The following is a 25,768-nucleotide window of genomic DNA, read 5'->3' as shown; positions in this document are numbered from 1 at the left end:
TCAGATACCTCGCATCTTCCGCTCGACTGGCAGTGCAGGGCAATGTAGTGAATCCCTCCCCGATTGGGCCTCGCCTCCGCACATGCGCACCCACCAAACGCGAGACAGGATCTAAGTCATCTGCACTCGGGGTTCGCGTTCGAGTATGCGTTCGACTCGGTGGATGATCCTGTGCAGCTTCTTGAGCTTGCAGTTCTCGCCCCAGCAGGCAGCACGTCGTTCCAGCATGAAGGCAACTGCGCAAAGGGCGAGGTACAGGAACTCAAGAAAGCTGAAGTAGTCGATGGACGGACGCTTGGTGTCCCAGTTCCAGGTGCCGATGATCGCGAGTGCTTCGGAATGGACGATGCCGCTCATCCGGTGGTACGCATCAAGTCCCTGCGGCAGGTCCATCTCGTTGCAAAGCATCTCTCGAACGCGCTGAGAAGCCGAGGGGACACGACTCGGCTCCCGGCTGGAGTGCTCGTCTGCCCTCTGATGTTCCGCGTGGATGCTCCGGATGGCTCGCTCAATGTTGTGCTGGTAGACCGACGCTTGGTTCCTCGCGGAGGTTATGTCCGAGCGGAAGTCGTCGCCCCAGAACCCGGTTGCATCAGATTCCATCGCTTCGAGGGACTTCAATCTGCGGCGAAGAGGCTCCGCGGCGAGCCGCAACCCTCTCAGCAAGCGGTCCTCCGGCCGCGCTGCGGGGTCGAACACCCAAGTCGCGAATGCACAAGCCTCGATGGTCGCCCGGCATATCACATAGAGCGAATAGGCGCTGCGAGTGCCCGTCGTAGTCCGAAGCCCGACGAAATAGTCATGGACCGCGTACACGCGCAGCCGCGCTTCGGATTCGACCACTTCGACTGCGCTGCCCGGGCCGGCCTGCGTGGCAGCGCCTGGGTGCGTCCGTGTGTCGCTCCATGGCGAGCGATCGGCTGGCGCTTTCGACTCCAAGAGCCAAATGTCAGGGTCACCGTGGGCTTCGCGCATTCGCAGCCCGATCTCCCAGCGACGCAGCATCACATGAGCGCGCCTCAACGCGCCCTTGGACTTGACAGGGGTCATCCGCACGGGCTTGTCCATCGGGCTGTTGAGGGACGTCTCGTCCCGGCGTGCTCGCGCGAGGTCGAATGTGCCGCAGAGATGAGCATCGACACCTGGCGCTCATGCGAGATGCACCCACATGTTCGGAGCAACTGTGTTTCCGCGGCCGGTCTCACGCTGTCGGGGTTGAGACTGACTCGTCGTCCCCTTGGGAATCGCCGATCCATGCCCGGAGGTTGCCGAGGAGCGTCGCTGCGCTTCTGTAGAACTGCTGCATCGTGGCGATCCTGTCCTCAGTGACCCCGAGGCGGCGGAGCCGTTCTTCGTGTTCTCGGCTGCGCAAGTGCGAGCTGAGGCTGCGGACCTCGTTGAGATTCCGAAGGAATCCGATGTCGTTCTCGACTGATGGGTAGTCGAGTTCGCGGAGCCAACGCTCGAGAAGCGAAATCGATCTCATGTCTCTCGTGTCGCCAGCCAGCTCTGCTCGCAATTGCTTGGCATTGAGTGCTTCAACCAAGGCGAGATGCAGGTCCTTGATGAGATCCTCGAACTCCTTGTCAGTGTCGTTGAGAGGCGTGCGCAACCGGTCGAGCGCTGCCGCGTTCGGGCCTTCCAGTTCGCACAGCAGGTCCCAGTCGAACCGTTCCCGCCATGCGTCGCGGAACTTGCTGTACTCCTGCCTGAAGACGAACACGGGCGATTCGGCGTCCGCCCATTGGCCCATGAGCTGACGCCTGATCGCGGTCTGGCTGCCCGTTCTCGGCAGCACGACGTTGTGGGCCTTCCAGTGGTCGCGCTCGGTCGCAGGGATGTCCCGTCCGAGATCGCCGAGCCAGACCATCACGAAGCCGTCCGCGTTGTCGTTGTCGATGCGCACGCTCCACAGACCACCGCACCTCAGGTAGCCGTCGGTCACTTCGTACTTGTCCGAGTCGGCGTAGTACTTCTGCAGGACTTCGCGGCGGAACCAAACCGGCGTCAGATAATTCGGAGCGTCCGGATTCGCACCGAAGAAGTTGCCCAGCTTGTCCGGGTCGCACGTGAATCTGACTTGCCTTCCGACGTCGTCCTCGCCGATCGTGAACTCCTGGTATTCCTCGACATCCTCCTCGTTCCACGGCCAGATGCCCGATAGCTCCCGCGGAGGCGCTGGAATCACCAACTTGCCGTGCATCATCGACAGTGTCTGGTCTCCCATACCCCACTCACGACCGTGGTTGCACCACCAACGAAGTCGGTGATTCGGACCGCGCCTCTCGCAGGGGCTATCGCCGATCTCATCTGCGAACGCCGCGGTGTGATCTCCTGGGTGGAAGACGCGCGAATCCATGAAGCGCACAAGGTCCAGTTGTCGAGCGGCCAAGTACTGCATCAGGTACTTGGTGCGAATCCTCACGCTTGACTCGGACACCTCCGCTGCGGGTTCCAGCGAGCCGTCACTGATCAGCTTGTGGAACTTCGTGTGGTCGCTGTTGGGCCGCAGCTCAAGCATGTGACGGAACTCCTCAACGATCTCGGGCAGGATTTCTGGCCCGATACCTGAGTTGTCATGCACAAACACGATCGGCAGCGCATCGTCATGAGCGCAGCAGTGACGGGCGTATTCGACCCGGTCGCCGCTCCGCCAGAATCCCGGCAGACCGTCACCGACGTGACTTTCCCAGTCCTCACGAGCGAGCACCTCTGAGCGACACGTCGAAGGCATCAAGACAGCGTGGAGGAACAGTCCGTCGACAGCGTCCTCACACAGGTACACGTCGGTCCAGTATGTGCTCGTCGCAAGGAAGCCCTGCACCTGCGCTTCCTGCTTCAGGGATTCTGGTAGTGGGGTACTGCTCATCGCTCCTGTTTCACCTCTCGATCATCGGTGGGCCGGGATGTCCGCAATCTTCGCTGAGGGGTGTGACAACCGTGAACTCGAGGGCGCTTGGCCAACTCCGAGTCCAGTTCGAAGTGTGGTGAGTCCCGTGCCCTGTTTGCGACGATGCCGATGGGTGGCTGGCCGACGAGCACCGGCGTCGCCGTGCCCTGGATGACTTGATGGAGCAGTGATCAGCCGAGTCGGGGCCGCCTGACCCCGATGACGCGGCCGCGATGACCGAGCGCTTCTTCAACCGACAGTGATCCTCGACGCCAGTGTGGTGCTCGACAACCCCGAGGGATCGCGTCCAGCAGCTCCCGGGGTTCAGTCGTTCCAGCCGCGGATCGCGAGCCTTACAGGGATTCGAGCCGGCTTGTCCAGGCATGGAAGCGGGGACAGGCTGCTCTGATTGCGTCAAGTCCGATCTCTTTTGCGATGGCTGGGCCATGCAGGCGCTTGCGAAAACTCGGAACTACGAGTTCGATGCGCCGGCTCGGCGCGGTGGCCCGATCGTCGTTGATGTCCTCTGGAGTTGCAAACTGGCGAGCGAGCTCTTCAAGCGCATCCGCAGCGTTGGGCGGCAGGGCTGGAACGACACCGAATGCAGCTGGGCTCGAGAACAGCAGTGCCTCGAATTCGTGCTGCTGGACATATGCGAACTGGGGAACCGTGTCAGTACGCCGAGGATTGTGCTGCCTCACGCTCGCATCGATTCGCGCCTCGAGATCTGACGCAGACTCGCCGTCTAGCTTGCGCTTGAAACCGTAGAAATCGACCAGGGATGTGACTGCATCGAAGTTCCACGAGAGTCCGGCCAAGACAGGTGCAAGTCTGTCGACGCTGATGTTGCCACCCTGACCTCTGGGTTTCATCGCTGCCGCTGCGACGCCGTGCGCCACGAGATGCGGCGCCAGCACCTGTTTGACGAATTCTTCCTCGGTGTCGCCCTCTACGACGATGGCCAAGTGCTTCACGGACGGCCACCAAGCAGGTTCATCTGCCAGAGGTCTCCCGTCGTGTAGTCCTGATCGAGCCACCGCTCGTACTCGTCGCGACTTCTCCGGCACGCAACCGTTCTTGACTCCTGTAGCTCCATCACAACGATCTCGTCGAGGCCGAAGCAGTTCACCAGTTGCGGCGACTGTGTGGCCACGATGACTTGGCAGTGACTGGCAACAGAGTCGATCATCGAGCCAACGAGCGTGACTGCGGCCGGATGCAACCCGAGCTCGGGCTCGTCGATCAATGCGACACTCGGGAGCATCTCGGGAGGCAGGTTCAGCAGCGTGACCAAAGCAAAGAATCGCAGCGAGCCATCCGACGTCAAATGGGCGCCGAACGTCTTATCCGAGGCCGCGCTACGCCACCTCAAGAAGACGCGCCCGTGCTCTTCTTCGAGCACAAACTGATCGAAGCTCGGCAACACCCGGCGGATGTTCTCCTGCACCCATTCGAAGCGGTCGGGGTAGTCGTCCTGGAGACGCAAGAGAACCGCAGCAATATTCCCGCCGTCTGAGCGCAAACCTCGGTTGTCTGACATGTCCCAGCGCTGCTTCATGCTGGAACCGGCGGACGTGTCGTGGAACTGGAACGTGCCGCAGTCCTGGAGCAGTCGGCGGACGACCCGTGCCGTCGTCTCGTTGACATCGGCGAACTGGCCTCGCGCAGCCGAGTGGATACGGGCCTCGGTATGGCCGCTACCAAGCGATCGCAACGGTGCTTCACCCTCGATTTCGTGCCGGCTGAAGCGCATCTGTTCCTCGGTGAACACGAACCGGTCCGGGGCACCGTAGGACAGCGTGAACGAGTACTGGTTGACCCCGCCCGGTACGGCGAGACGAATGTCGGCCTCCATGCGCGGCGTCACCCTGTTGCCCATGAACAACTGGTCGTCAGCGCCGCCTTGGCGAGCTACGAACTCTTCGAGCTTCTGCGAGCGGAGCATCCAGCTCAGCATCTCGAAGAACCGGATGACGTTGGACTTACCGGACCCATTGGCGCCGATAAGCACGGTGACTTCGCCAAGTTCAGAGAACTCCACATCCGCCAGCGACCGAAATCCGCGGATGGACACGGACTCAAGTCGAGTCGGCGGCTCGCCGGAGTTCGGTTCAGTCGGCGCGAGCCTTCGCACGCGACGTTCGCTGTCCATGGGTCAGGCCACCTTGCGTCGGATTCAATCCATCACCCGTCAGACACCGCCAGATGCTTCAGGGCGTAACGCGATCCTACGGCGAGGCCCGATGAAGGCAAGAATTCTCAGGCTGCAGTCAGGTGCACATCGAGGCGCTTGAGGCCACGCAGCATGAAGCTGGGGTGGTACTCGAAGGTGTTGGCGGCGTCCAGCTCGAACGACGAGAGGCGGCTGGTGAGCTCTTCCAATGCGACCTTGCCCTCGAGTCTCGACAGGGCCGCGCCGACGCAGAAGTGGATGCCCCGGCCGAACGCCAGGTGACTGGTGGCGCCCTCGCGCTCGGGGCAGAACGACTGCGGCTCGTCGAACATGTCGGGGTCGCGGTTGGCGGCCGAGTACATCACCACCACCCGCGAGCCGGCCGGAATGTCGACCCCGGCAACGGTGGTGTCGTGGCGCACCACCCTGAACATGCCCTGGGTCGGCGTCGACAATCGCAGGGTCTCCTCGACGACCGAGCGGGCCCGCGCGGGGTCGGCGCGCAAGGCCTCCCACTCGGCGGGGTGCTCGCCCAGCAGGCGCATCATCTCGGTGAGCATCTTGGTGGTGGTCTCGTTGCCGGCAACCAGCAGCTGCTGGATGATGCTGAGCATCTCGGCCATGGTCAGCGGTGCCTCGGACACCTCGGCATCGTCGATCCCGTCCTCATCGCGGTTGACGCGGGCGTTGAGCAGGTTCGTCAGCAGGTCGTCCTGCGGCGACGTCTTGCGGATCTCAAGCTGGTGCGCGAAGTACTTCTGGTACTCGATCACCTCACGTTCGGCGTCGAGACGCTCTTCGATGCTGATGTTCGTGCCGATGCCGGCGATAGAGGCGTCGCTCCAGCGCTTGAAGTCGGCAAGCCGGTCATCGGGAACGTTCAGCGCCTTCGCGATCACCGTGACCGGCAGCGGCACAGCGAATGCCTCCACGAAGTCGAGCGCGGCGCCGTCAGCTGACTCAGTCAGCATCTCGTCGATCAGCCCGGCGGTGATATCGCGGATCGTCGGCTCGAGATCTGCGATGACCTTGGGCGTGAACGCCTTGCTGATCAGGCGCCGGAAGCGGGTGTGCGCCGGCGGATCGGCCGTGAGCATGGTCCGCACACGCGGGTAGCCGCCTTCGGACCGGTACAGCTCGGCCATGCGTTCCGCCAGCTCAGTGCTGATGTAGCCGCTGGTGTCGAACTCCGAGGAGAACGTGTCAGTGTCGCGGACCACCTCGACCACGTCGTCATAGCGGGTGATCAGGAACAGCTCCGAACCCGGCATGGCGGCCTCGAAGACGGGCGCATCCTGCTGCATCTTGGCGTAGTAGGCGTGCGGGCACTGCTGCACCGCAGGGTCGAACAGCCCGAAATCGTCGAGGTCCACGTTGGGGTCGGCATCGGCGCCGGCAGCGCCTGAGTGGCTCTCGCCTGTCTCGGTTTCGGCTGGGAGCGTCTCGGCCATGGGATGATCCTCCCGCTAGGTGCCCGACAGGGCTGCGACCACCGGTGCGAACGCCTCCATGTTCGCGCCGCCGACGGTCACGTAGCTGATGCCGTAGGCGTCGCGGCGCTGCTGCAGGGTCTCGCAGATCTCAGCTACCGAGCCGATGAGTGCATGCGGGTGGCGTGCCAGCTCGTCGGCCGGCATGCCGAATGCGCCGGCCATGGCCTCCAGCGTCGGCTGCGTCGCATCGGTGACGGTCGTGAAGTAGGCGCCGATCTCGATCTCGAGGTCGGCGAAGCGATCGCCGGCACCCTCGCGGACCCAGCCGACTTTGGCGGCGGTGCCTGCGGCAGTGCCCGAACCGATGCCGTGGGCGCCGATCTTGCCCGCGGAGTTGTCGAAGTTGATCGACACGATGTCGGCCATCTCGCCCGCGGTGCGCAGCACGCGCGGCGAGCCGCCGCCGATCATGATCCGTGGCCCGCCCGGCTGCGGCGACGCGGGCACCGCTGCCATGTCACGCACCTGCACGTGCTCGCCGGCGAAGTCCAGTTCCTCGCCGGCGAAGAACGCCCGCGCCAGCTGCACATGCTCGATCATGCGGTCGATGCGAACGCCGGGCCGGTCCATCGTCACGCCCATCGCCTCGTATTCGCTGGTCACCCAGCCCGCGCCGAACCCCGGCTCCAGACGGCCATCCGACAGCAGGTCGATCGTGGCGAGGGACTTGGCCAGCACGACCGGCTGGTGGTAGTCGACGCACATCACCCTCGCGCCGATGAGCAGGTTCTCCGTGACCGCGGCGGCAGTGGCCATTGCCGGCAGCGCAGCGAGGTTCTGGGGCGGATGACTCGCGGCGGTCATCGCCGCGCCGGGACCGAGGTAGTGGTCGGCGAGGTGCAGGCAGCTGTAGCCGAGATCCTCAGCGGATCGAGCCAAGTCCTTCCACTCCGCTGCCGTATCGGCGCTGAACGCCTGGACCCCGAAGCGGAACGGCCGGCTCATTGCGGCACCTCCACCGGCACCTCCAGCACGGTCACCTGGCCGGCGTTGCCGTCGACTTCCACCAAGGCGCCGTCGGGAATCCGCTCGGTGGCGCCCTCGACAGAGACCACGCACGGCAGGCCCAGCTCCCGGCTCACGATGATGGCATGGCTGATCTGCCCGCCGACATTCACCACCGCCGCGCCGGCGGTCATGAACAGCGGCGTCCAGCCGGGGTCGGTGTTCGGCGCGACCATGACGTCGCCCGGTCCCAGCGCGCCCGGGTCGCCGGGGTCGGTGATCACCCGTGCACGTCCCGTGTACACGCCTGGACTGCCGGCCAGCCCCGCGAGCACGTCGCCCGCAGCAGCATGTTGCACCCCCGAGTCGCCCCTGCGAGGCCAGTCGCTGAGGGGAGGGACCTGCCCGTCGGCGATGATGAACGGCGGCACCAGATCGGCGAGCTGCCGCCATTGCCCATCGCGTTCGGCCAGCGTGTCGCCGAAAGAGGCGGGATCGGCCACGAAATCGTCCAGCTCGGCGGACACCAGCATGAAGATGTGGAAGGGATCGTCGATATTGCCGGCTTCGGCGTGGCGACGACCCAGCTCGCGGAACACCATCCGGCCCTCGTGCACCGTCTTGATGATGTTCGTCTTGGTGCGCTCCCGGAAGACCATGAAGTTGCCGGCCACCAGCGCCGCCTCGAACTGACCGCTCAGCTCGTCGTTGCCGATCTCGGCCAGCTTGGCGCGCACCTCATCCGCCAGCGCCTCGCGCTCGGCCGCCCGGACTTGCGCTCGTCGTTGCGGCGACTCGTCGTCGTCCTGATGGCGGACCCGGTCGAGCATCGCCAGCACCAGTGACGGCTTGGTCTCCCAGGTCTCCGCGCTGATCTCCCATTCGTTGGGTCCGCGGCTGCCGTAGGTGTGCAGGAACGCATCGAAGTCGGCGGCGAGATCAGCGGCGGCCGGTTCGCCGGACGACCTCAGCCGCTGTTCGAGGCCGTCCACCCCGGCGTCGAAGAGCGCCATGAGCGACGGCGCTGAGCGGATCTTGCGCGACATGTCCCACAGCGCATGGCTCGGCGCAGCGGAGTCGACATCGCCCAGCCCGGCGAGCAGTCGCATCGGAATCGTCGCGTCGCCGATGGCCTCGCCGATCACGCCGAGGATGCCGGGCGCGACGCCCGACGAACTCGACGACATGTAGTGCTGGTCGAAGCCCCACACCAGGTCGGGCAGCGTCGAACGGGCCCGCTCGACCAGCTCGGCGTCGCTGAGCGTGCTGAGGTCGGGGCGCTCGTTGCGTACCTGGTTCACGTGGTCGCGGTCGTCGAGCAGATCGGGCCAGTCGGTGCGGGTCATGATCCAGCCGAGGTGGGCCATGATCGAATCGGTCAGGTGCGGCTTGGCGTCGTCGGGGTGCTCCACGTAGGGCGGCACATCGGGATGGTCGCCGAAGAACGCCGTATCAAGCTGCTCCACCGTCACCGCCGGATTGCGCACACCCTGCATCCGCACATTCGAGAGGTTGATGTAGAAGTGGCCGCCGAAGAAGCCGAAAATCTCGGGCAGAACGGGGTCGTACTCGTGGGGCTCGTACAGGCTGGCCCGGCAGGAGCCCTGCGCTGCCCCGTGGATGATCCCCTCGTCCCAAGTGAACTTCTGGCACAAGGGCGTCACCGGCGACGGCATGACCTCGCCGGCGTTGGCCCGCGTGTAGTGCGGCCAGCGCTCACTGGGCTCATAGTCGGTGAACCACCGATCCTGCATTGACGCTCCCCTCATCGCACATGGCGAGCACCCGACTCGCTGCCGCGCGTGGGCACAGTGCCCGGTGACCTTACTGCGAGCGGCACGACGAGAACGCAGCGGCGGAGGGACGGGCCGCTCAGGTCACGGTTTCGCCTGCCGGCTCCGCCTCTGCCGAACTTGACAGTTCAGCGTGTTCTGAGCCGAGCGCCGATGTCGACGCCGTCGTCGGCATCGACCATTCGGGGGGTCAAGTCCACGACGGCCCCGTCAACGGTCTCGGTGATCGCGTGGATCGCCACGTCCTCGAAGGCCGGCGGCCCCTGCACGCTGCCGTCACGCACGTCGAAGCCGGAACCGTGCAACGGGCAGACCAGTACCGGACCCCGCAGCCGGCCGCTGCTCAAGGGGGTGTCGGCGTGGCTGCAGTTGTCGACCAATGCGTGCAGTTGCCCGTCGACGCGGCACACGACGATGCCGTGAGCGCCGAGTTCGGCAAACGACCTGAGCTGGCCGTCGCGAAGGTCGCTCAAGTCGCCGATGTTGACTGAATCGGAATCAGCCTGCGGAGCATTGCTCACAGAGGCCCCATGGCGAGGTAGCGGTCGATGTTGTCGTGGAAGAAGCGGATGCGGCGCTCCTGGGCGGGCATGTAGTCGCCGCGGTAGCCCCTCGACCGCAAGCCCTGCTGCTGGGTCGTCCAGATCGCGACATCCTGATCGATGCCGGGCCCGCACGAGACCTCGCCGACCTTGCCGATCTCGTGCTCCACCTGGTGGTCGATCGACACCCAGTCGCGCATCGAGTTCGAGAAGTACTCCTTCGCGCCCTCGGGGAACAGCGTGAGGTACCACATGTCGAATATGCACTTCTGCGGATCGGTGGGGTGAGGCGTGCCGCGCAGCCAGATGCACCCGTCGGGTTTCATGGAGAAGCTCACGTTGGGGAACACCGTGTAGTGGTAGTGATCGGTGAGCTGCTCGTCCGAGTACGAGGAGAAGTCGTAGCCCTTGCTGGCGCCGAGCTCACGCTTGCGCTGCTGCAGCGCCGCCCGCAGACCGCTCACGTCGGCGGTGAACGGCTCGGGATCCAGCTCCCAGAACTCCATGTCGGCCTTGAGGCTCTGCAGCGTGCGGCTGGTCTTGCCGCGGAAGTGAGGCCCGGGGCCCCCGCCGGGCATCAGCATCCGGGCGTGACCGCTGGGGTACATGTCGAACTGGCAGCCGCTGTGGTGCTCATTCATCGAGTGCAGCGTCTGGGGGTGGACGAAGGGCAGGTGGTAGCTCTCGTTGAAATTGTCCTGCACGCACTTCCAGTTCCAGTCACCGATGATGGTGACCCAGTGGGTGCGCTTCATGTCCGCCATGCGGTAGGCGTCGAGGTGGTCGGCAACCGGACTCAGCCACGAGCGCAAGTCATCGCACGCCGGATCCATGTTGAACCAGATGAAGCCGCCCCAGGTGTCGCAGGGGATCTCGACCAGGTTCCGCTTGCCGCACGGACTGCCCTGCGGAAAGTCGTCTTCATCGTGGACCCAGCGCAGCACGCCCGCGGTGTCGAAACGCCAGCCGTGGTAGGCGCACTGGAACTCGCCGGTCGCCAAGGTGCCGACCTCGCTGCTGACCAAGCGATTGCCGCGGTGCTGGCACACGTTGAAGAACGCGCGGATGCGGTCGTCGTCGCCTCGCACGCACAGGATCGAATCGCGGCCGATGTCGTAGGTGACGTAGTCGCCTGCGGCCGGCACCTGGTCGACGCGGCCGGCAATCTGCCAGACCCGGGGCCACAGGGCATCCCATTCGGCTTGCGCAAACTCCGCGGAGAAATAGCGCTCGCCGGTGATCGGGCGAGCGCTCAGCTCGGGCTCGGGCGCCTTGGCACGGCTGATGCCCCTGATTTCGACGACATCGCTCACGAGTGCTGCCCTCCCTCGGCCGGCTCAACTGGTGTTCTGCCAGCTCCGCTGTATTGACAGTAACGCGGCGACGTCGAGAATCGCCCCTGAGCGCTCAACCTGCTGGCGTCAGGGGGACGGCAGCTCGCCTGCCAGGTATGCCTCGCGCAGCCGTCGCTTGTTGATCTTGCCCATCGTGTTGCGCAGCAGATCGCCCACCAGCACATAGCTGCGGGGGCACTTCATCGGCGTCAAGCGCTCGCGCAGCCACCCGGCAAGATCGCCCGCAAGCTCGCCTGCAAGTTCACCCGTATCAGGGTCGCTGCCGGAAGCATGCGTCGTCTGCTCCGGAACGATCAGTGCCCGAAGCTCCTCGCCCATCTCGGGGTGAGGCACGCCGATGCACGCCACATCGGCGACCATCGGGTGTTCCGCCAGCAGCTGCTCCGCCTCCGCTGGGTAGATGTTCGCTCCGCCGCTGACGACCATGTCGCTGAATCGGTCGGTGATGTACACATACCCGTCGTCGTCGATGCGCCCGATCTCGCCGAGCGTGAACAGGCCGGGTTCGGGGTTGGACTCTGCGGTCTTGGTTGGGTCGTTCGGGTAGATCATCCCGCGCCCGGTGGCGTCGCGGAAGTACAGGCGGCCCTCGGTGCCGGCGCCCAGCTCGTTGCCAGCCTCGTCGAGCACCAGTGCCGAGAAGGGTCCGATCGGCCGGCCCACTGATCCGGGGTGCGCCAGCCACTCCTCGCTCGTGATCGAGCACACGGTGCCCACTTCCGTCGCGCCGTACGCCTCGGTGAACACCGGGCCCCACCACGAGATCATCGCCCGCTTGACATCGATTGGGCAGCTCGCCCCCGTATGGGCCACCGTCTGCATCGAGCCGACGTCATACCGATCTCTGACGTCGGGAGGCAGCGCCAGCAGCCTCACGAAGTGGGTCGGGACCATCACGGCACTGCCCGTGCGGTAGCGATCGATGGCTACGAGCGTGGCCTCGGCATCGAATCTCCCCAGGATCACCGATGGGGTGCCGGTGGCCAGCAGGCGCATCCCCGACAGCGGCCCGGTGTGGTACATCGGCCCCACCACCAGGTGCGTGCCCGAACCCGCAAACCGCCCCGTGGCCAGCGCCGCCAGGTGCTCGCTCATGTTGGCGCCGCCGGCGAACATGGTCGGCGGCAGTTCAGTGCCCTTGGGTTGGCCGGTGGTGCCGGAGGTGTACAGCAGGTTCGGCAGCGGCGTGATCTCATCGGGCGGATCCGCATCGTCGGCACCGGCCAGGAACTCCTCCCAGGGTGTGATGCTGCGCCGCAGCGCATCGTCCAGCCCGTCGCAGCCCCACCCGACGATCCGGTTGACGCCGGCGGTGCGGGCTGCGCTCAGCCCCCGTTCGGCGGTCGACGGGCCGACGAAGACCACCTCGGTCTCAGAGTCGCTGAGGATGTAGGCAGCCTCGGCGGCGTTGAGATGGAAGTTCACCGGCACAGACGAGCAGCCGGCCAGCAGGCCGCCCAAGTGGGCCAGTGCCACCTCGGCTGCATTCTCCGCGAACACGGCGATGCGCCGGTGCGGGCCCAAATCGGTTGCCAGCAGCGCCTGCGCGCAGCGATTCAACGCAAGGTCCACCTGCGTCCACGTCATCTCGCCGCTCGGGTCGACGAGGGCGAACCCGCTCGGGTCCGCTGCGGCTGCTGCTTTGGCGAACGCCGGCATCAGGCGTTGCTCGCTGCGGTCGTCGGCCCCGCCTGCGGGAGACTCGTCACGGAGCGGAAAGCTAGTTTGAACGGGTCAACAGACCACGGAGTCGGAGGAGCCATGGCGCGCATCGAAGTACCTGCTGGAAAGGGCAAGGAGGCATCGCGGCTGTGGAACGTGGCGCCGCATCTCGGTGAGGGACTGCACGCCATGAGCGCTGCGGTGTACGAGCAGTGCAGCCTTCCCATCCGCGAACGCGAGGCGATGCGCATGAGGATCGCCCAGCTCAACCGGTGCCATGTCTGACTGAACACTCGGGCTGCATCGGCGATGCAGCAGGGCATGGACGACGATCTCTACAACTCCGTCGACCGCTACTACGAGGTCGACGAGTTCTCGGCGCGGGAGAAGCTGGCCATCGAGTTCGGCGAGCGCTTCGCGATCGACCACACCACCATCGACGACGAGTTCTGGACCCGAGCGAGCGAGCACTTCTCTGAGAAGGAACTGCTCGAGCTCACGGTGACCGCAGGCTTCTGCACTGGGATCGGCCGCGCGCTGCAAGTGCTGGATGTCGCCGTGGATTTTGATGTGCTGTGGAGCCGAGAGCCGGCGCAGCATTGATGAGCGCACCGGACGCTGCGGGCGGCCACGCTGCCGGCGAGGATGAGAACGGCGCTGACTACGTCGACAGCTACGAGGACGTGTCGATCTTCACGCTGTCCGAAGAACGCGAGCAGCGACTGCTCGACGCCCAGACGGAGTGCACGTTCATGTGGACGAACAGCGCCGGCGAGCCGGTGGGCGTCATCATGAACTTCGTGCTGCGCGAGGGGCGCTTCTGGATCACCTGCACACGTCAGCGCAAGCGGGTGCCCGCCGTGATCGCCCGACCGCGTGTGGCGCTCGCCGTCACCAGCCGCGGCACCGACATCGGCAACAGCCAGACCGTCACCTACAAGGGCACGGCCACCGTGCGCGACGACGCCACGACCAAGGCGTGGTTCTACCCCGCCCTGGCGGCGCGGGTGCGCCCCGGCGACGATGCAGCGCAGGCGGCGTTCTGTGCGCACCTCGACACCGACGGGCGGGTCATCATCGAGATCGAGCCCGACCTGCGCATCGGATTCGACTCAGAGCAGATGTTCAAGAACTCCCCCGCCGGGCGCACGACGTCTCACGTCCGAGGCTGAGCCCCGAGTCCGAGCGGCCCGTGAGCCCGCATTCACATGAGATTGGGAACAAGAGCGGGATACAGCGGGTGCGGCAACAGGGACGCCCGCCTGCCCAAAACGCTCACCGACACCTCCGGGCAGCCAACGATTCACTCTGCCCAGGCGTTCAAGAACTGGCCGGAGAGATCCTGCGGCCCGCCGTAGTGAATGATCAGCTCGCGGCTGGCGAACCTCCAGCCTTCATCGGTGAGGACGTACGCGTCGTCGTAGTGGGCGAGGAGCTTGCCCTTCTCGCCGCCGGCGCGCTGGAAGTGCTCGGCGATGTACCAGCGGCCGGTGCCGGTGCCGGATTCGGCGTCCAGCTCGTACGTGCCGTTGAGCACCATCTGCACCACCGCTGCGAAGCTGCTCATGGCGCCGTGCCAGAACTCCACGATGGCCTCGCGGCCGTCGAGCCGGCGGCCCTTCCCGAGGTCCCAGTGCGCGTCAGGTGCCCACGTCGATCCCCATTGATCGCCGTCGAAGTGCACCACCGCGTCGGCGTAGAGGTGAACCAGCTCGGCGATCGGATCTCGGGTCGGTGCGTTCGTCATGTCGTCACTTCCTGTGTGCGCAGCCATTGCCGCACGGATTTTGGTCCGCATGGATTTTGGTCCGCATAGATCGCATAGATTCTGGCGATGCACAACGAGATTCCCGCCAGCACCTCCGACATCTCGGTCGACTGGCTGAACGAGCGGCTGGCCGACGACCCTGACGTCGGGATGATCGTCAGCATGGAACGAGAACCGCTCGGGGTCGGCGTCGGGATCCTGGGCGAGCTGGCGCGCTTGAAGCTGACCTACGCCTCGGGCCACAGCGGACCGGCCACACTCATCGCCAAGTGCCAGTCGGCGTTTCCCGAGAACATCGCCCTGTCGCAGGCCATGGGCTTCTACGTGCGCGAGATCAACTTCTACAACCAGATCGCCTCGCAGGTCACCATGCGCGTTCCGCACTGCTACGCAGCCGACATGGCACCCGGCGGCGTCCCGTTCGTGCTGCTGCTCGAGGAGGTGACCGAGGCGCGGATGGTCGACCAGCTCGACGGGGCGAGCCGGGCCGACTGCGAGCGGGTGATCGAGTCGATGTCGACGTTGCACGCCCGCTTCTGGGAATCCGACGAGCTGTACGCGCTGGACTGGCTGCCGCCGATGAACAACGACCTGTACAAGGGCGCGGCCGCAATCCAGACCGCTCTGTGGGACGGCTTCGTTGCACGCTGGGACGGCAGGCTCCCGGGGCGAGTCTTGGAATGCATGCCCGAGATCACCTCCCGCTACGGCGAGCTGCTCGATTGGTGGGCCGATCAGGGCAACGCCACGTTCACCCATACCGACTGCCGCGCCGACAACTACCTGTTCGGCGGTTCCGCCGGCGACGGTGTCACCACGGTGCTGGACTTCCAGCTCTGCACGCGCCATGTGGGCGTATGGGACATCGCCAACTTCCTCGGCGCCTCGATCACCACGGAGAACCGCCGCGCGTGGGAGGACGACCTGGTGCGCGGGTACCACGCTCAGCTCTTGGCCAAGGGAGTGAGCGCCGACTACACGTTCGAGCGCTGCTGGCGCGACTACCGGTACTGCCTGTTGCAGCAGGCATGGGCACTCACCGTGATCGCCGACCTCGATCCCGGCAACGAGCGCGGGCGGGCCTTGCTCGATGCGATGACCATGCGCCCGTTCCAAGCTGTGGAGGACCTGCGGTCTTGGGAGAATCTCGACAAACTGAGGTAGCGCGTGCGCGGAGAGGGACCCGACAATGAGCGACACAGCGGCTGACGAACAGCGCCGCGAGACCCCTGGAGAAGGGGCCGCGAGCGGCACAGCAGAACCGATCGGCAGCTTCTTGGACCCGGCGATCCAGGACGACCCCTTCGACACCTACGCCGCCATGCGGGAGCAGTGCCCCGTTCACCGCCTGCCCGAGAACGACCTGTACATGGTCACCCGCTTCGACGACGCCAAGTCGGTGCTGACCGACCCGGGCACCTTCTCCAATGATCCGCGTGGGACGGCGCGCCGCGCCAGCGAGGCCAGCCGGGCGTCGGCTGCGGTGTTCGCCGAGCGCGGCTGGGTGCGGGCCCAGACGCTGCAGCGAACCGATCCCCCGGTGCACACGCACTACCGCCGCTTGGTGAGCCGTGCCTTCACCGCGAAGCGGATGGAGTCGCTGGTGCCGCGCATCGACGAGCTGTGCCACGAGCTGATCGACGGCTTCATCGACTCCGGCGAGTGCGAGTTCGTGGCCGATTTCGCTCTGCCGCTGCCGGGAATCATCATCTGCGAGCAGCTCGGGCTGGATGCGTCGGAGTACCCGACGTTCAAGAGCTGGGCCGATGCCATGCTGGCAACCGCGCAGAAGGTGCTCACCCCGCACGAGGCCGTCGCGTACGCCGAGGTCGAGCTCGAAGCGCAGCATCACCTGGCCCGGGAGTTCGCGACGAGGCGCGCTGAGCCGGCCGACGACATCATCTCGTGGCTCGTCCATGCGCATCTCGACGACGATGCGTCCTCCATCAACTCGACCGCGATCGACGAGCCGCTCACCGACGAAGAACTGCAGGATCTGTTGCACCAGCTCGTCACCGGCGGCTTCGAGACCACCACGGCTGCGCTCGGCACTGGGCTGTGGCTGCTGCTCCGCTACCCCGACCAGATGGTCAAGCTGCGCGCCGACCGGTCGCTGCTGAACAACTTCATCGACGAGAGCCTGCGTTTCGACAGCCCGGTCGCCGGACTGTGGCGCACCGCCACCTGTCCTGCCACGGTGGCCGGCGCCGAGATCCCGCAGGGCGCCAGCGTGATGGTGCGGTACGCCGCAGCCAACCGCGACCCTGCCAAGTTCGACAACCCCGACACCTTCGACATCGAGCGACCGGATGCCAAGGACCACCTTGCGTTCGGCTGGGGCAACCACTTCTGCGTCGGCGCGTGGCTGGCGCGGGCCGAGCTTCGCTGCGCGTTCACCGCACTGCTGGACCGCTTGGACGACATCGAGCTCTCCCGACCGCTCGACGAGCTGCCGCACGAGTTCAGCTTCATGCTCCGCCCGCTGCGGGAGCTGCCGATCCGGTTCGCTGCGGCACGCCGCTGAAGCCAGCCAGCTCGCCAAGACGCGGCGAGGTGAGCCTCGTCGCCGAGCTGCCTGCTGTCTTCCGCCCTCGTTCGCAGTCTCGATGCAATGTGGGCTCACGGGCCGCTCGGGCCACGGCTGCGCCTTCCGGCGCGGCCGGCCGCCGCTGCGAGCGGCAGCAGCACCAGTTCGTGGGCGAACTCCAGCACTCGCACGGCGACGGCGAACGCGGCTGCGTCGCCCACGCCGAAGCGGTCTGCCAGCAGGGCTGCTACCACGACCTCGCGCACGCCGAGCCCTGCGGGCGTGATCCCGACCATGCCGACGACGATGCCGGCGGCGGTGGCGCCGGCTATCAGCCAGATGTCACCGGCGCCGGCGGCGAGCAGCGCGCCGGCCAGCAGTACTGCCGCCATGAGACGCTGCGCCACGGCCAGCCCGTAGACGAACGTCGCTCGCCACACGGTGACGCGCTCGGCGCTGAGCGAATCGGGATACATCCGCCCCGAGAGCCGTTGCAGGGCAGCTGCTCGGCGCATCAGCCCGTCGATGCGACGCCACCAGGCCCCGGCACCCGCCAAGGTCCACGGCAGCGTTGCCAGGCCGATCGCAGCACCGACGCCGATCACGATGCGGGCGAGCCAGCCTCCCGCGGTGCCCAGCCAGTCGGCCGGTGCCCACAGCGCAGCGAACACTGCCGACCACCCCACCAGCGTGGCGGTCTCGACGATCACCGAGGCCCCGGCGGCCGCCCGGTTCACACCCAGCGGCGCAGCCAGGCCGGCCCGGGCAGCGATGGGCACCAGCCCGGTCGGCAGGTAGCGCGTGGCCTGGGACAGCATCCAGATGCGCAGTGCCGGGCGCGGCGGCAGCGGCGTGCCGTAGCCGCCGATCAGCTCGCGCCAACCGAGCGCCAGGCACCAGGTGGCGGTCATCGACACCATGACAGCGCCCAGCAGCCCCACGGCGTCGACCTGCAGGTCGATCCGGCGCAGGTCGTCCCAGTAGCGCACCGCCAGCCAGACGATCACCGCCGCAGTCGCCAGCCCGAGCACCCACCGCACCCCAGCGCCGGATCGCTGCCGTTCGCCGGTGCTGCCGTCGCGTCCCGTCACGTCTGCACGCCCGTGATGCCGAGCGTCCACCATGTCCGGCACGCTTGGCGCATCTGCCACCGAGCCAGCATCGCGCCGAGCGTACTTGCGCTCTCGGGGACGGCTGCGGGCAAGGCCCGCTGCGAGACTGACGGTGTGCGAGTGGTGTTGGTGACCCCAGGATTTCCGACGTCGCTCGACGATCACCACAAACCGTTCCTGGCCGATCACGCACGAGCACTGGCCGCCGCAGGCGCCGAGGTGACGGTGGTGTGCCCCGCGCATCCGGACGCGCCGCGCCACGGGGAGGTGGGCGGCATCGAGGTGCGCAGGGTGCGTTTCGCCCCGGCGAGGGTCGAGGCCCGGGTGGCACTAGGCGAGAGCTACCGAGTGTTCTCCGGGCTGTCGGCACTGTGGGTGATCCCGATGATTGCCCGGCTCGTCCTCGCCGCCGCACGCCAGGCACGCCGGCACACGAACGGTGACGCCGCAGTCATACACGGCCACTGGTGGTTCCCCTGCGGGCTGGTGGCCGCCGCTGCTGCCGGTATGGCTGGACGCCGGATCGGGAGTGTCGTGCAGGTGCACGGCTCGGATGCCGCAGTCACCACCAACGCCGTGCACCGCTGGCTGGCACGCCGGGTGCTGCGCCGCGCGAGCGCTGTTGTGACGGTGTCCGAGGGTCTGCGGGATTGGGCTACCTCGCTGATGCGACGACCTCGCGGCCGGCGCCCCTCGCAGACTGCCGAACCGGCTGGACGCAGAAGCGGGCCCTGGCTGCAGGTCGTGTCGATGCCGGTGGGCAGCGACCGGCTAGGAGCGCCCACACCGGTGCGCGAGGACGGCCCCGTGGTTGGCGTCGGCCGACTCATGGCCGAAAAGGGCTTCGATGTGCTGATCGAGGCGGTGGCGCTCATGCCCACCGATGAGCGACCTGAACTGGTCATCCTCGGCGACGGACCCGATCGTGCCCTGCTCGAAGCACTGGCACTGCGGCGAGGTGTGAGCGCAAGGTTCACCGGGGCCGTGGCGCCGTCGGAGATTGGCGACTGGTACCGCCGCGCGCGTCTCGTGTGCGTGCCCAGCCGCCGCGAAGGGTTCGGCATGGTCGTGGCCGAGGCCCTCGCCGTGGGTCGCCCCGTCGTCGCGACCGCAGTCGGCGCCGCACCCCAGTTCATCACCGACGGCACCAACGGACGCCTCGTCCCGCCCGACGACATCGAAGCGTTGTCGACAGCACTCACCGCCGCCCTGCAATCAGACCCAGACATACCGGACCAGCACGCGGACCCGCTGGCGGCATTCAGCCCACAAGCCCACGCCACGGCCCTGCTTGAGATCTACGCCAGCCTGACTGCGCCGGTCAGCAGCGACTCAGCCGGGCACGAGCAGAAGCCATAGCTGCGGAGGCGCACCTCTTCGCGTAGCTACAGCGCGGCGACGATCTCCGCCATCAGCTCGCCGGCCTCAGTGGGATTCAGGCCAACCCGCACCCCGGCGTCGCGCAGCGCTTCCATCTTGGCCTCGGCTGTGCCTTTGCCGCCCGAGACGATGGCACCGGCGTGGCCCATCTTCTTGCCCGGGGGCGCCGTCACACCGGCGATGTAGCTCGACACCGGCTTGGACATGTGGTGCTTGATGAACTCGGCCGCCTCTTCTTCGGCCGAGCCGCCGATCTCGCCGATCATCATCACGGCCTTCGTGTCGGGATCGGCTTCGAACGCCTCGAGGCAGTCGATGAAGGAGGTGCCCGGCACGGGGTCGCCGCCGATGCCCACGCAGGTCGTCACCCCGATGTCCTTCTGCTGCAGCTCGTACAGCGCTTGGTAGGTCAGCGTGCCCGACCGGCTGACGATGCCGACGGGGCCGCCCGGCTTCGCTATGTGACCCGCGGTGATGCCGATGTTGCACTCCCCCGGCGTGATGATGCCCGGGCAGTTCGGGCCCAGCAGCCGGACGTGGGGATAGTCGCGCTTGAGCATGTTGAAGAAGCGGGCCTCGTCATGCGCCGGCACACCCTCGGTGATGCAGGCCACGAATTCAATGCCCGCCTCGGCGGCGTCCATCACGGCCGCGAATACACCTGGTGCGGGGATGAAGATGCACGAGGCATTGGCACCGGTCGCTGCGACCGCCTCGGTGCAGTCGGCGAACACGGGCACGCCCTCGACGTCGGTGCCGGCCTTGCGGGGATTGGTGCCCGCGACCACGTTGGTGCCGTAGTCGCGGTTCAGCATGCCGTAGTAGCGCCCTTGCGAGCCGGTGAGGCCCTGGTAGACGACCTTGGTGTCCTTGTTGACGAAGATGCTCACGTCACGCTCCTGGCGCGGCCGCCGTGACCGCATCACGTTGATCTGAACGAATTGCCCTTCGGGGGATGCTCACGTCACGCTCCTGGCGCGGCCGCCGTGACCGCATCACGTTGATCTGAACGAATTGCCCTTCGGGGGATGCTCACGTCACGCTCCCGTGATCAAGCCGCGGCCATCGCGACGGCTCGACGGGCGGCGTCGAGCATGGTCGGTTCCATCACCAGCTTGTCGTTGAGGTGAGGGGCGAGGATCTCGCGGCCCTCCGCGGCGTTGGTGCCGTCGAGGCGCAGCACGATCGGCGCTTCGATGTCGACCGCGTCGAGCGCCCCGATGATGCCGTTGGCCACTTCCTCGCCGCGGGTGATGCCGCCGAAGATGTTGATGAAGATGGCCCGCACATCGGGGTCGTTGTTGATGACCTCCAGCGCATTCGCCATCACCTGGGCGTTGGCGCCGCCGCCGATGTCCAGGAAGTTGGCCGGCTTGCCGCCCACCTGATTCACGACGTCGACGGTGCTCATCGCCAGCCCGGCGCCGTTGGCGATGACGCCGACGCTGCCGGCGAGGCCCACGTACTGCAGGCCCTTGGCGTGGGCGGCTTCCTCACGCTCGTCACGGGGCTGGGTTTCGTCGTACTGCGCGTAGTCCTCATGGCGGAAGACGGCGTTGGCGTCGAGGGTGACCTTGGCGTCGAGGACATGCACCCGATTGTCGGGCGTGAGGATCAGCGGGTTGATCTCGACGAGATCGGCGTCGCCCTCGGTGTAGGCGGTGTACAGCTTGCGCAGGATCTCGACGGCCTGGTCGGTGGCGACGGGGTTGAGGTTCGCCCCCTCCACCCAAGCACGGGCGGCCTCTTCGGTCAGCCCCTCGGCGGGGTCTACCAGCACCCTGCTGATGGCGTCGGGGTTCTCAGCCGCGACGGTCTCGATCTCGACGCCGCCCTCGGCGGACAGCATCCCGAGATGCTTCTTGGCTGAGCGGTCCAGCGTGAAGCTGGCGTAGTACTCCTCGGCGATGTCGGAGGCCTTCTCGATCCACAGCCTCCGCACGATGTGGCCGTTGATGTCGAGCCCCAGGATGTTGCCGGCGTGCGTGCGGGCATCGTCCACCGTGGCGGCGAACTTGACGCCCCCCGCCTTGCCGCGCCCGCCGGTGTGCACCTGCGCCTTCACCATCACCGGTGTGCCCAAGCGCTGCGCGGCGGCCACGGCCCCGTCGACGCTGAAGGCGACTTCGCCGTCGGATAACGGCATGCCGTAGCTGCGGAAGAACTGCTTGCCCTGATACTCGAAGAGATCCACGGCGGGGAGCATAGGAGCGGAGCGCAGCCGCCCGCTGCGGAGGTTGTCGGGGCTGCGAGGCTCTAGGAGCGGATGCGGCGGAGGTTGGCGAAGCTGGCGACGAGGGTCTTGGTGCCGACGTCAGCGAAGTGGACGGTGACCTCCCAGTCGTCGCCGTCCGGCCGCACCTCCTGGACGACGCCGGCGCCGAAACGGGCGTGCAGCACATCATCGCCCACGCCGTAGCCGAGGTCGGTTGACGGCGTCGGCGCGAGCTCGCCCCTGCTGGCGGCAACCCGGCGGCGGGCCTTCTCCCGGCGAGCCTCCCGGCCCTTCGCCGCGCTGTCGTCGTGGCGGGCAGGATCGCTGCGCGGCCGGCGCCGAGCGGCCACCTCCGACTCGTCGAGCCGGCTGTAATCGCTCGTGTCGGCCGAGATCGCACCGCTGCGCCCGACGGTCCCGCGGTTGGCGCCCCAGTCGCTCGTGACCGGTCGCCGCGACGAGCCGTAGCGGCCGGTGTCGGGCGACCGGTCGTCGATCATGTCGGCGGGGATCTCCTCGATGAAGCGGCTGGGCGGGTTGTAGCCGGTCTGGCCGTGCAGCATCCGGCTCCACGCGTGGGTGAGGTACAGCCGCTGACGCGCACGGGTGATGCCGACGTAGGCGAGCCGGCGTTCCTCCTCCAGCTCCAGCGGGTCGGTGAGGGTGCGGTAGTGCGGGAACACGCCCTCTTCGAGACCGGTCACGAACACCACATCGAACTCGAGTCCCTTGGCGGCATGCAGCGTCATGAGCGACACCTGGGAGCTGTCGCCCATCTCGTCGACATCGCTGACGAGCGACACCTGCTCGAGGAACTCGTCGCACGACTCGAACTGCTCCGCGCGGCCGATCAGATCCTTCAGATTCTCCAGCCGTCCTTCGTCTTCGATGCTGTTCCGCTCACGCAAGTCACCCATGTAGCCGGATTCCTCCAGCGCGTTCTCGAGCACGGCGGCCGGTCCTTCGGCAATCCGTGCCGCACAGCCCGCAAGCAGGTCGCGGAACTGCATGAGGCCGGTGCGAGCCTTGCCCCGTATGTCGGTCGTCTCGAGCCGCCCGATGACATCGCTGAGCGACACGCCATCACGGGCTGCCGCCTCGTCGAGCTTGGCGATGGAACGGTCGCCGATGCCGCGGGCGGGCTCGTTCACGATGCGTTTGAGCGACACCTCATCTGAAGGGTTCACCGCCGCCCGCAGGAACGCCAGTGCGTCCTTGATCTCCCTGCGGTCATAGAAGCGAGTGCCGCCGATGACCTGGTACGGCACGTCGCTCGCGACCAGCTCCTCCTCGATTACCCGCGACTGGGCGTTGGACCGGTAGAAGACCGCTGCGTCGCGCCAGTCGATCCGGCCCTCGCCGTGCAGGCGCCGAAGCTCCGAGCAGACGTAGCTGGCCTCGTCGTCGGCGTCGGCGCCCCGGTAGCTGATCGGTTGGGCACCGCCGGAGCGATCGGTCCACAGGTTCTTGAGCGGGCGGCCGAGGTTGTTGCGGATGACGGAGTTGGCGGCGTCGAGGATGGCCTGGCTGGAGCGATAGTTCTGGTCCAGCACGTAGGTCGCGGCATCGTCGAAGGTGGCCCCGAACTCCAGGATGTTGGTGATGTCGGCACCGCGGAAGGCATAGATCGACTGGTCGGAGTCGCCGACCACGAACACGTTCTGCGACCGGCCGGCGAGCAGGCCGATCAGGCGCACCTGCGCCAGGTTCGTGTCTTGGTACTCGTCCACCAGGATGTGCGCGAAGCGCTGCCGGTAGTGCTCGGCCACGTCGTCGTGACGTTCGAGCAGCTCCGCGCCCAGCATCAGCAGATCGTCGAAGTCCATGGCGCCGGCGCGCCGCAGCCGCTTCTGGTACTCGGAGTAGATGCGAGCCACCTCGCGCGCGAACGGGCCGCCCTCGTCGGGCGTGAGGGCGAGATCGACCGCCTGAGTCGGCGTGATCAAGCGGTTCTTCAGCGTCGAGATGGCTGCGTGCACCGTGCGGTCCGGGAACTTCTTGGGGTCGAGATCGAGGTCGCGCACCACATAGCGGGTGAGCCGGCGAGAGTCCGCTTGGTCGTAGATGCTGAACGCGGAGGGGTAGCCGAGCACGTCGGCGTGGCTGCGCAGGATGCGGGCGCACGCGCTGTGGAAGGTGGAGATCCACATCCGCTGCGCCACCGAGCCGACGAGGCTGCCGATGCGCTCGCGCATCTCCCCCGCCGCCTTGTTGGTGAAGGTGATGGCCAGCAGGCCGAACGGGCTGACCTGCCGGTGAGCCAGCAAATAGGCGATGCGGTGGCTGAGCACCCGGGTCTTGCCCGAGCCGGCTCCGGCGACCACCAGCGCGGGGCCGTCGCCGTGCGTGACCGCCGCGCGTTGGCCGCCGTTCAGCGGCGCGAGGATCGGGTCATCGGCCGAGGTCACCGGATCGGCGCTCGCTGGCTGCGGACTGACGGGTTGCGGACTCGCTGGCGCCGGCTGCACCCAAGGCGATGCACGGGCACGGATTGGCTCATGCGGATCGGCTCATGTCGTGTAGTCGGCGTTGATGCGGACGTACTGGTCGGTGAGATCGCAGCCGTACACGGTGAACGAGCCGCCGGCGCCGTCGGGGCGGACGCCCAGATCCGCCGAGATCAGCACCTCGTCGCGGGCCAAGTAGGCCTCGAGCTCGGCAAGGGCCTCGGGGGTGGCAGGCGTGGGATACACCTCTTGGTCGCCGAAGCGGATCCTGACGTGATCGGGGTCGATATCGGTCTCGTCGCTGCACTTGCCGATCGCCATGGCAACCCGGCCCCAGTTGGGGTCACGGCCGTGCACGGCGGTCTTGACGAGCGGGGAGTTCACGATTGCCTTGGCGACACGCTTGGCCTGCGCATCGTCGCGGGCCTCGTTCGCGGTCACCACGATGAGCGTTTCGGCGCCCTCGCCGTCGAAGGCCAGCTGGCGCGTCAGGTCCAGGCACACCTCGCCGAGCGCCGCCTCGAACTGGGCCTCGTCGTCGACAGGACCGGCGTCCCCGCCGGCCAGCATCACCACCATGTCGCTGGTGGAGGTGTCGGTGTCGACGCTCAGCGCGTTGAACGTGACGTCGCACACCCGGCCCAGCATCGCGTCAAGCGGTCCGGCCTCGATCTCGGCATCGGTGGTGATCACCGCGATCATCGTGGCCATGTCGGGCTCGATCATCCCCGAGCCCTTGGCGATGCCGACGACGGTCGCTGTGCCGTTGCCCGCGGGGACCGTCGCACGGGCGACCTTGGGATGCGTGTCGGTGGTCATGATCGCCTTGGCGGCATGCACAGCGTCTCGTGACCACCAGCGACCGCCGGTCTCGGGCGGCGGGATCATGCGCGCGTTCCACAGTGCCAACCGCTCAGCGCTGCGCTGCTCTTGCATCCACCGGTCGAAGTACTCGTCGACCTTGCCTGGCGGGTACGGCACGCCGATCACGCCAGTGGAACCCACCAGCACGTGATCGGGTTCGCAGCCCACTGCCTCGGCGACCCGCTGCGCGAGGTTCTGGGCGTCGCAGTTGCCCTGCTCGCCGGTGGCCACGTTGGCGTTCTTGGACACCACCACGACCGCCTCGGCCCGGCGGTGTTTCGCGTTGGTCCGGCTGAGCTCCACGCTCGCGCCGGCGAACAGACTCTTGGTGAACCTGCCCGCAGCCGAGAGCGTGCTGTGGGGATAGGCGGCCACAATCATCACGTCGTCGGAGCCGTCCTTGATGCCGATGTTGCCTGTATGACAGGCAAAACCAGCCGGCAGGACCACCGGCTCTGCTCGTCTCGCCGAGTCGTGCTGGTGCCTTCGACGGGTCATGTCGATTCCTCGCATCCGCGGGCAGTCAGGCCGATCCGCAACCGCAGCGCCAAGGTAGTTGCGATGCTCGCGCGAACCTCGACCAATTGCGCAGAGCCGGCCTG

The 25,768-nt window shown here is 66.9% G+C and carries 22 protein-coding genes; 6 read left to right on the top strand and 16 right to left on the bottom strand.

What is annotated here, in order from left to right:
• Window positions 1-111 precede the first annotated feature (111 nt).
• The 10 genes from ACOGXQ_RS17580 to ACOGXQ_RS17535 form a co-directional block, all read right to left on the bottom strand.
• A complete protein-coding gene (locus tag ACOGXQ_RS17580) occupies window positions 112-1,068 on the bottom strand; it encodes a hypothetical protein (protein ID WP_419944901.1) in 957 nt (318 codons plus the stop codon).
• A gap of 133 nt (window positions 1,069-1,201) precedes the next feature.
• Window positions 1,202-2,824, bottom strand: a complete 1,623-nt coding sequence (locus ACOGXQ_RS17575) for a hypothetical protein (protein ID WP_419944900.1) — start codon at window positions 2,822-2,824, stop codon at window positions 1,202-1,204.
• A gap of 419 nt (window positions 2,825-3,243) precedes the next feature.
• Entirely contained in the window at window positions 3,244-3,864 is a 621-nt protein-coding gene (locus tag ACOGXQ_RS17570) for a DUF4276 family protein (RefSeq protein WP_419944899.1), read from the bottom strand.
• Window positions 3,861-4,964, bottom strand: a complete 1,104-nt coding sequence (locus tag ACOGXQ_RS17565; protein WP_419944898.1) for an AAA family ATPase — start codon at window positions 4,962-4,964, stop codon at window positions 3,861-3,863. Before ACOGXQ_RS17565 ends, ACOGXQ_RS17570 begins: the two co-directional genes overlap by 4 nt.
• 185 nt (window positions 4,965-5,149) lie before the next feature.
• On the bottom strand, window positions 5,150-6,514 hold the full coding sequence (locus ACOGXQ_RS17560) for a cytochrome P450 (protein ID WP_419944897.1): 1,365 nt from the start codon (window positions 6,512-6,514) through the stop codon (window positions 5,150-5,152).
• 15 nt (window positions 6,515-6,529) lie between these two features.
• Window positions 6,530-7,501 (bottom strand): TIGR03621 family F420-dependent LLM class oxidoreductase, encoded by a 972-nt coding sequence (locus tag ACOGXQ_RS17555; protein WP_419944896.1) that lies wholly within the window; start codon window positions 7,499-7,501, stop codon window positions 6,530-6,532.
• Window positions 7,498-9,255, bottom strand: a complete 1,758-nt coding sequence (locus ACOGXQ_RS17550; protein WP_419944895.1) for a PEP-utilizing enzyme — start codon at window positions 9,253-9,255, stop codon at window positions 7,498-7,500. The genes ACOGXQ_RS17555 and ACOGXQ_RS17550 overlap by 4 nt, the downstream gene beginning before the upstream one ends.
• Before the next feature lie 167 nt (window positions 9,256-9,422).
• Window positions 9,423-9,815 (bottom strand): Rieske (2Fe-2S) protein, encoded by a 393-nt coding sequence (locus ACOGXQ_RS17545; RefSeq protein ID WP_419944894.1) that lies wholly within the window; start codon window positions 9,813-9,815, stop codon window positions 9,423-9,425.
• Window positions 9,812-11,149 carry an aromatic ring-hydroxylating oxygenase subunit alpha gene (locus tag ACOGXQ_RS17540; RefSeq protein ID WP_419944893.1) on the bottom strand — a complete coding sequence of 446 codons (1,338 nt, stop codon included), beginning with the start codon at window positions 11,147-11,149 and terminating at the stop codon, window positions 9,812-9,814. Before ACOGXQ_RS17540 ends, ACOGXQ_RS17545 begins: the two co-directional genes overlap by 4 nt.
• 108 nt (window positions 11,150-11,257) lie before the next feature.
• Complete coding sequence (locus tag ACOGXQ_RS17535; protein WP_419944892.1) at window positions 11,258-12,850, bottom strand: AMP-binding protein; 1,593 nt, start codon at window positions 12,848-12,850, stop codon at window positions 11,258-11,260.
• 102 nt (window positions 12,851-12,952) lie between these two features.
• On the opposite strand from ACOGXQ_RS17535, the gene ACOGXQ_RS17530 reads away from it, so the two are divergent.
• Genes ACOGXQ_RS17530 through ACOGXQ_RS17520 form a run of 3 tightly spaced genes read left to right on the top strand, consistent with a single transcriptional unit; the run spans window position 12,953 to window position 14,025 of the window.
• Window positions 12,953-13,138 carry a hypothetical protein gene (locus tag ACOGXQ_RS17530; protein WP_419944891.1) on the top strand — a complete coding sequence of 62 codons (186 nt, stop codon included), beginning with the start codon at window positions 12,953-12,955 and terminating at the stop codon, window positions 13,136-13,138.
• Between the two features lie 24 nt (window positions 13,139-13,162).
• On the top strand, window positions 13,163-13,456 hold the full coding sequence (locus tag ACOGXQ_RS17525) for a carboxymuconolactone decarboxylase family protein (RefSeq protein WP_419944890.1): 294 nt from the start codon (window positions 13,163-13,165) through the stop codon (window positions 13,454-13,456).
• Complete coding sequence (locus ACOGXQ_RS17520; RefSeq protein ID WP_419944889.1) at window positions 13,456-14,025, top strand: pyridoxamine 5'-phosphate oxidase family protein; 570 nt, start codon at window positions 13,456-13,458, stop codon at window positions 14,023-14,025. Before ACOGXQ_RS17525 ends, ACOGXQ_RS17520 begins: the two co-directional genes overlap by 1 nt.
• Before the next feature lie 131 nt (window positions 14,026-14,156).
• On the opposite strand, the gene ACOGXQ_RS17515 is transcribed toward ACOGXQ_RS17520, so the two are convergent.
• Complete coding sequence (locus tag ACOGXQ_RS17515) at window positions 14,157-14,600, bottom strand: nuclear transport factor 2 family protein (RefSeq protein ID WP_419944888.1); 444 nt, start codon at window positions 14,598-14,600, stop codon at window positions 14,157-14,159.
• 87 nt (window positions 14,601-14,687) lie between these two features.
• Here ACOGXQ_RS17515 and ACOGXQ_RS17510 point away from each other — a divergent pair, with 87 nt between their 5' ends.
• Both ACOGXQ_RS17510 and ACOGXQ_RS17505 read left to right on the top strand, forming a co-directional pair.
• Window positions 14,688-15,785 carry a phosphotransferase gene (locus ACOGXQ_RS17510; protein WP_419944887.1) on the top strand — a complete coding sequence of 366 codons (1,098 nt, stop codon included), beginning with the start codon at window positions 14,688-14,690 and terminating at the stop codon, window positions 15,783-15,785.
• 25 nt (window positions 15,786-15,810) lie between these two features.
• Entirely contained in the window at window positions 15,811-17,145 is a 1,335-nt protein-coding gene (locus ACOGXQ_RS17505; protein ID WP_419944886.1) for a cytochrome P450, read from the top strand.
• 95 nt (window positions 17,146-17,240) lie between these two features.
• Here the strand turns inward: ACOGXQ_RS17505 and ACOGXQ_RS17500 are convergent, their stop codons facing one another.
• Window positions 17,241-18,299, bottom strand: a complete 1,059-nt coding sequence (locus tag ACOGXQ_RS17500; RefSeq protein ID WP_419944885.1) for a lysylphosphatidylglycerol synthase transmembrane domain-containing protein — start codon at window positions 18,297-18,299, stop codon at window positions 17,241-17,243.
• Between the two features lie 75 nt (window positions 18,300-18,374).
• Here ACOGXQ_RS17500 and ACOGXQ_RS17495 point away from each other — a divergent pair, with 75 nt between their 5' ends.
• On the top strand, window positions 18,375-19,619 hold the full coding sequence (locus ACOGXQ_RS17495; protein ID WP_419944884.1) for a glycosyltransferase: 1,245 nt from the start codon (window positions 18,375-18,377) through the stop codon (window positions 19,617-19,619).
• A gap of 26 nt (window positions 19,620-19,645) precedes the next feature.
• Here the strand turns inward: ACOGXQ_RS17495 and sucD are convergent, their stop codons facing one another.
• From sucD to argJ, 4 genes are all read right to left on the bottom strand, one after another.
• Window positions 19,646-20,530, bottom strand: coding sequence for a succinate--CoA ligase subunit alpha (sucD, locus tag ACOGXQ_RS17490; RefSeq protein WP_419944883.1), 885 nt, complete (start codon window positions 20,528-20,530; stop codon window positions 19,646-19,648).
• Window positions 20,531-20,691: 161 nt separating this feature from the next.
• Window positions 20,692-21,834, bottom strand: coding sequence for an ADP-forming succinate--CoA ligase subunit beta (gene sucC, locus ACOGXQ_RS17485; RefSeq protein WP_419944882.1), 1,143 nt, complete (start codon window positions 21,832-21,834; stop codon window positions 20,692-20,694).
• A gap of 62 nt (window positions 21,835-21,896) precedes the next feature.
• Complete coding sequence (locus ACOGXQ_RS17480) at window positions 21,897-24,263, bottom strand: ATP-dependent helicase (RefSeq protein ID WP_419944881.1); 2,367 nt, start codon at window positions 24,261-24,263, stop codon at window positions 21,897-21,899.
• Window positions 24,264-24,365: 102 nt separating this feature from the next.
• A complete protein-coding gene (gene argJ, locus ACOGXQ_RS17475) occupies window positions 24,366-25,664 on the bottom strand; it encodes a bifunctional glutamate N-acetyltransferase/amino-acid acetyltransferase ArgJ (protein WP_419944880.1) in 1,299 nt (432 codons plus the stop codon).
• Between the last annotated feature and the right edge of the window lie 104 nt (window positions 25,665-25,768).

Source organism: Candidatus Poriferisodalis sp. (assembly GCF_965208485.1).
In the GTDB taxonomy this organism is placed as follows: Bacteria; Actinomycetota; Acidimicrobiia; order Acidimicrobiales; family Poriferisodalaceae; genus Poriferisodalis.
The sequence above is the reverse complement of the archived record's forward strand: the minus strand, read 5'-3'. Positions and strand labels throughout refer to the sequence as shown.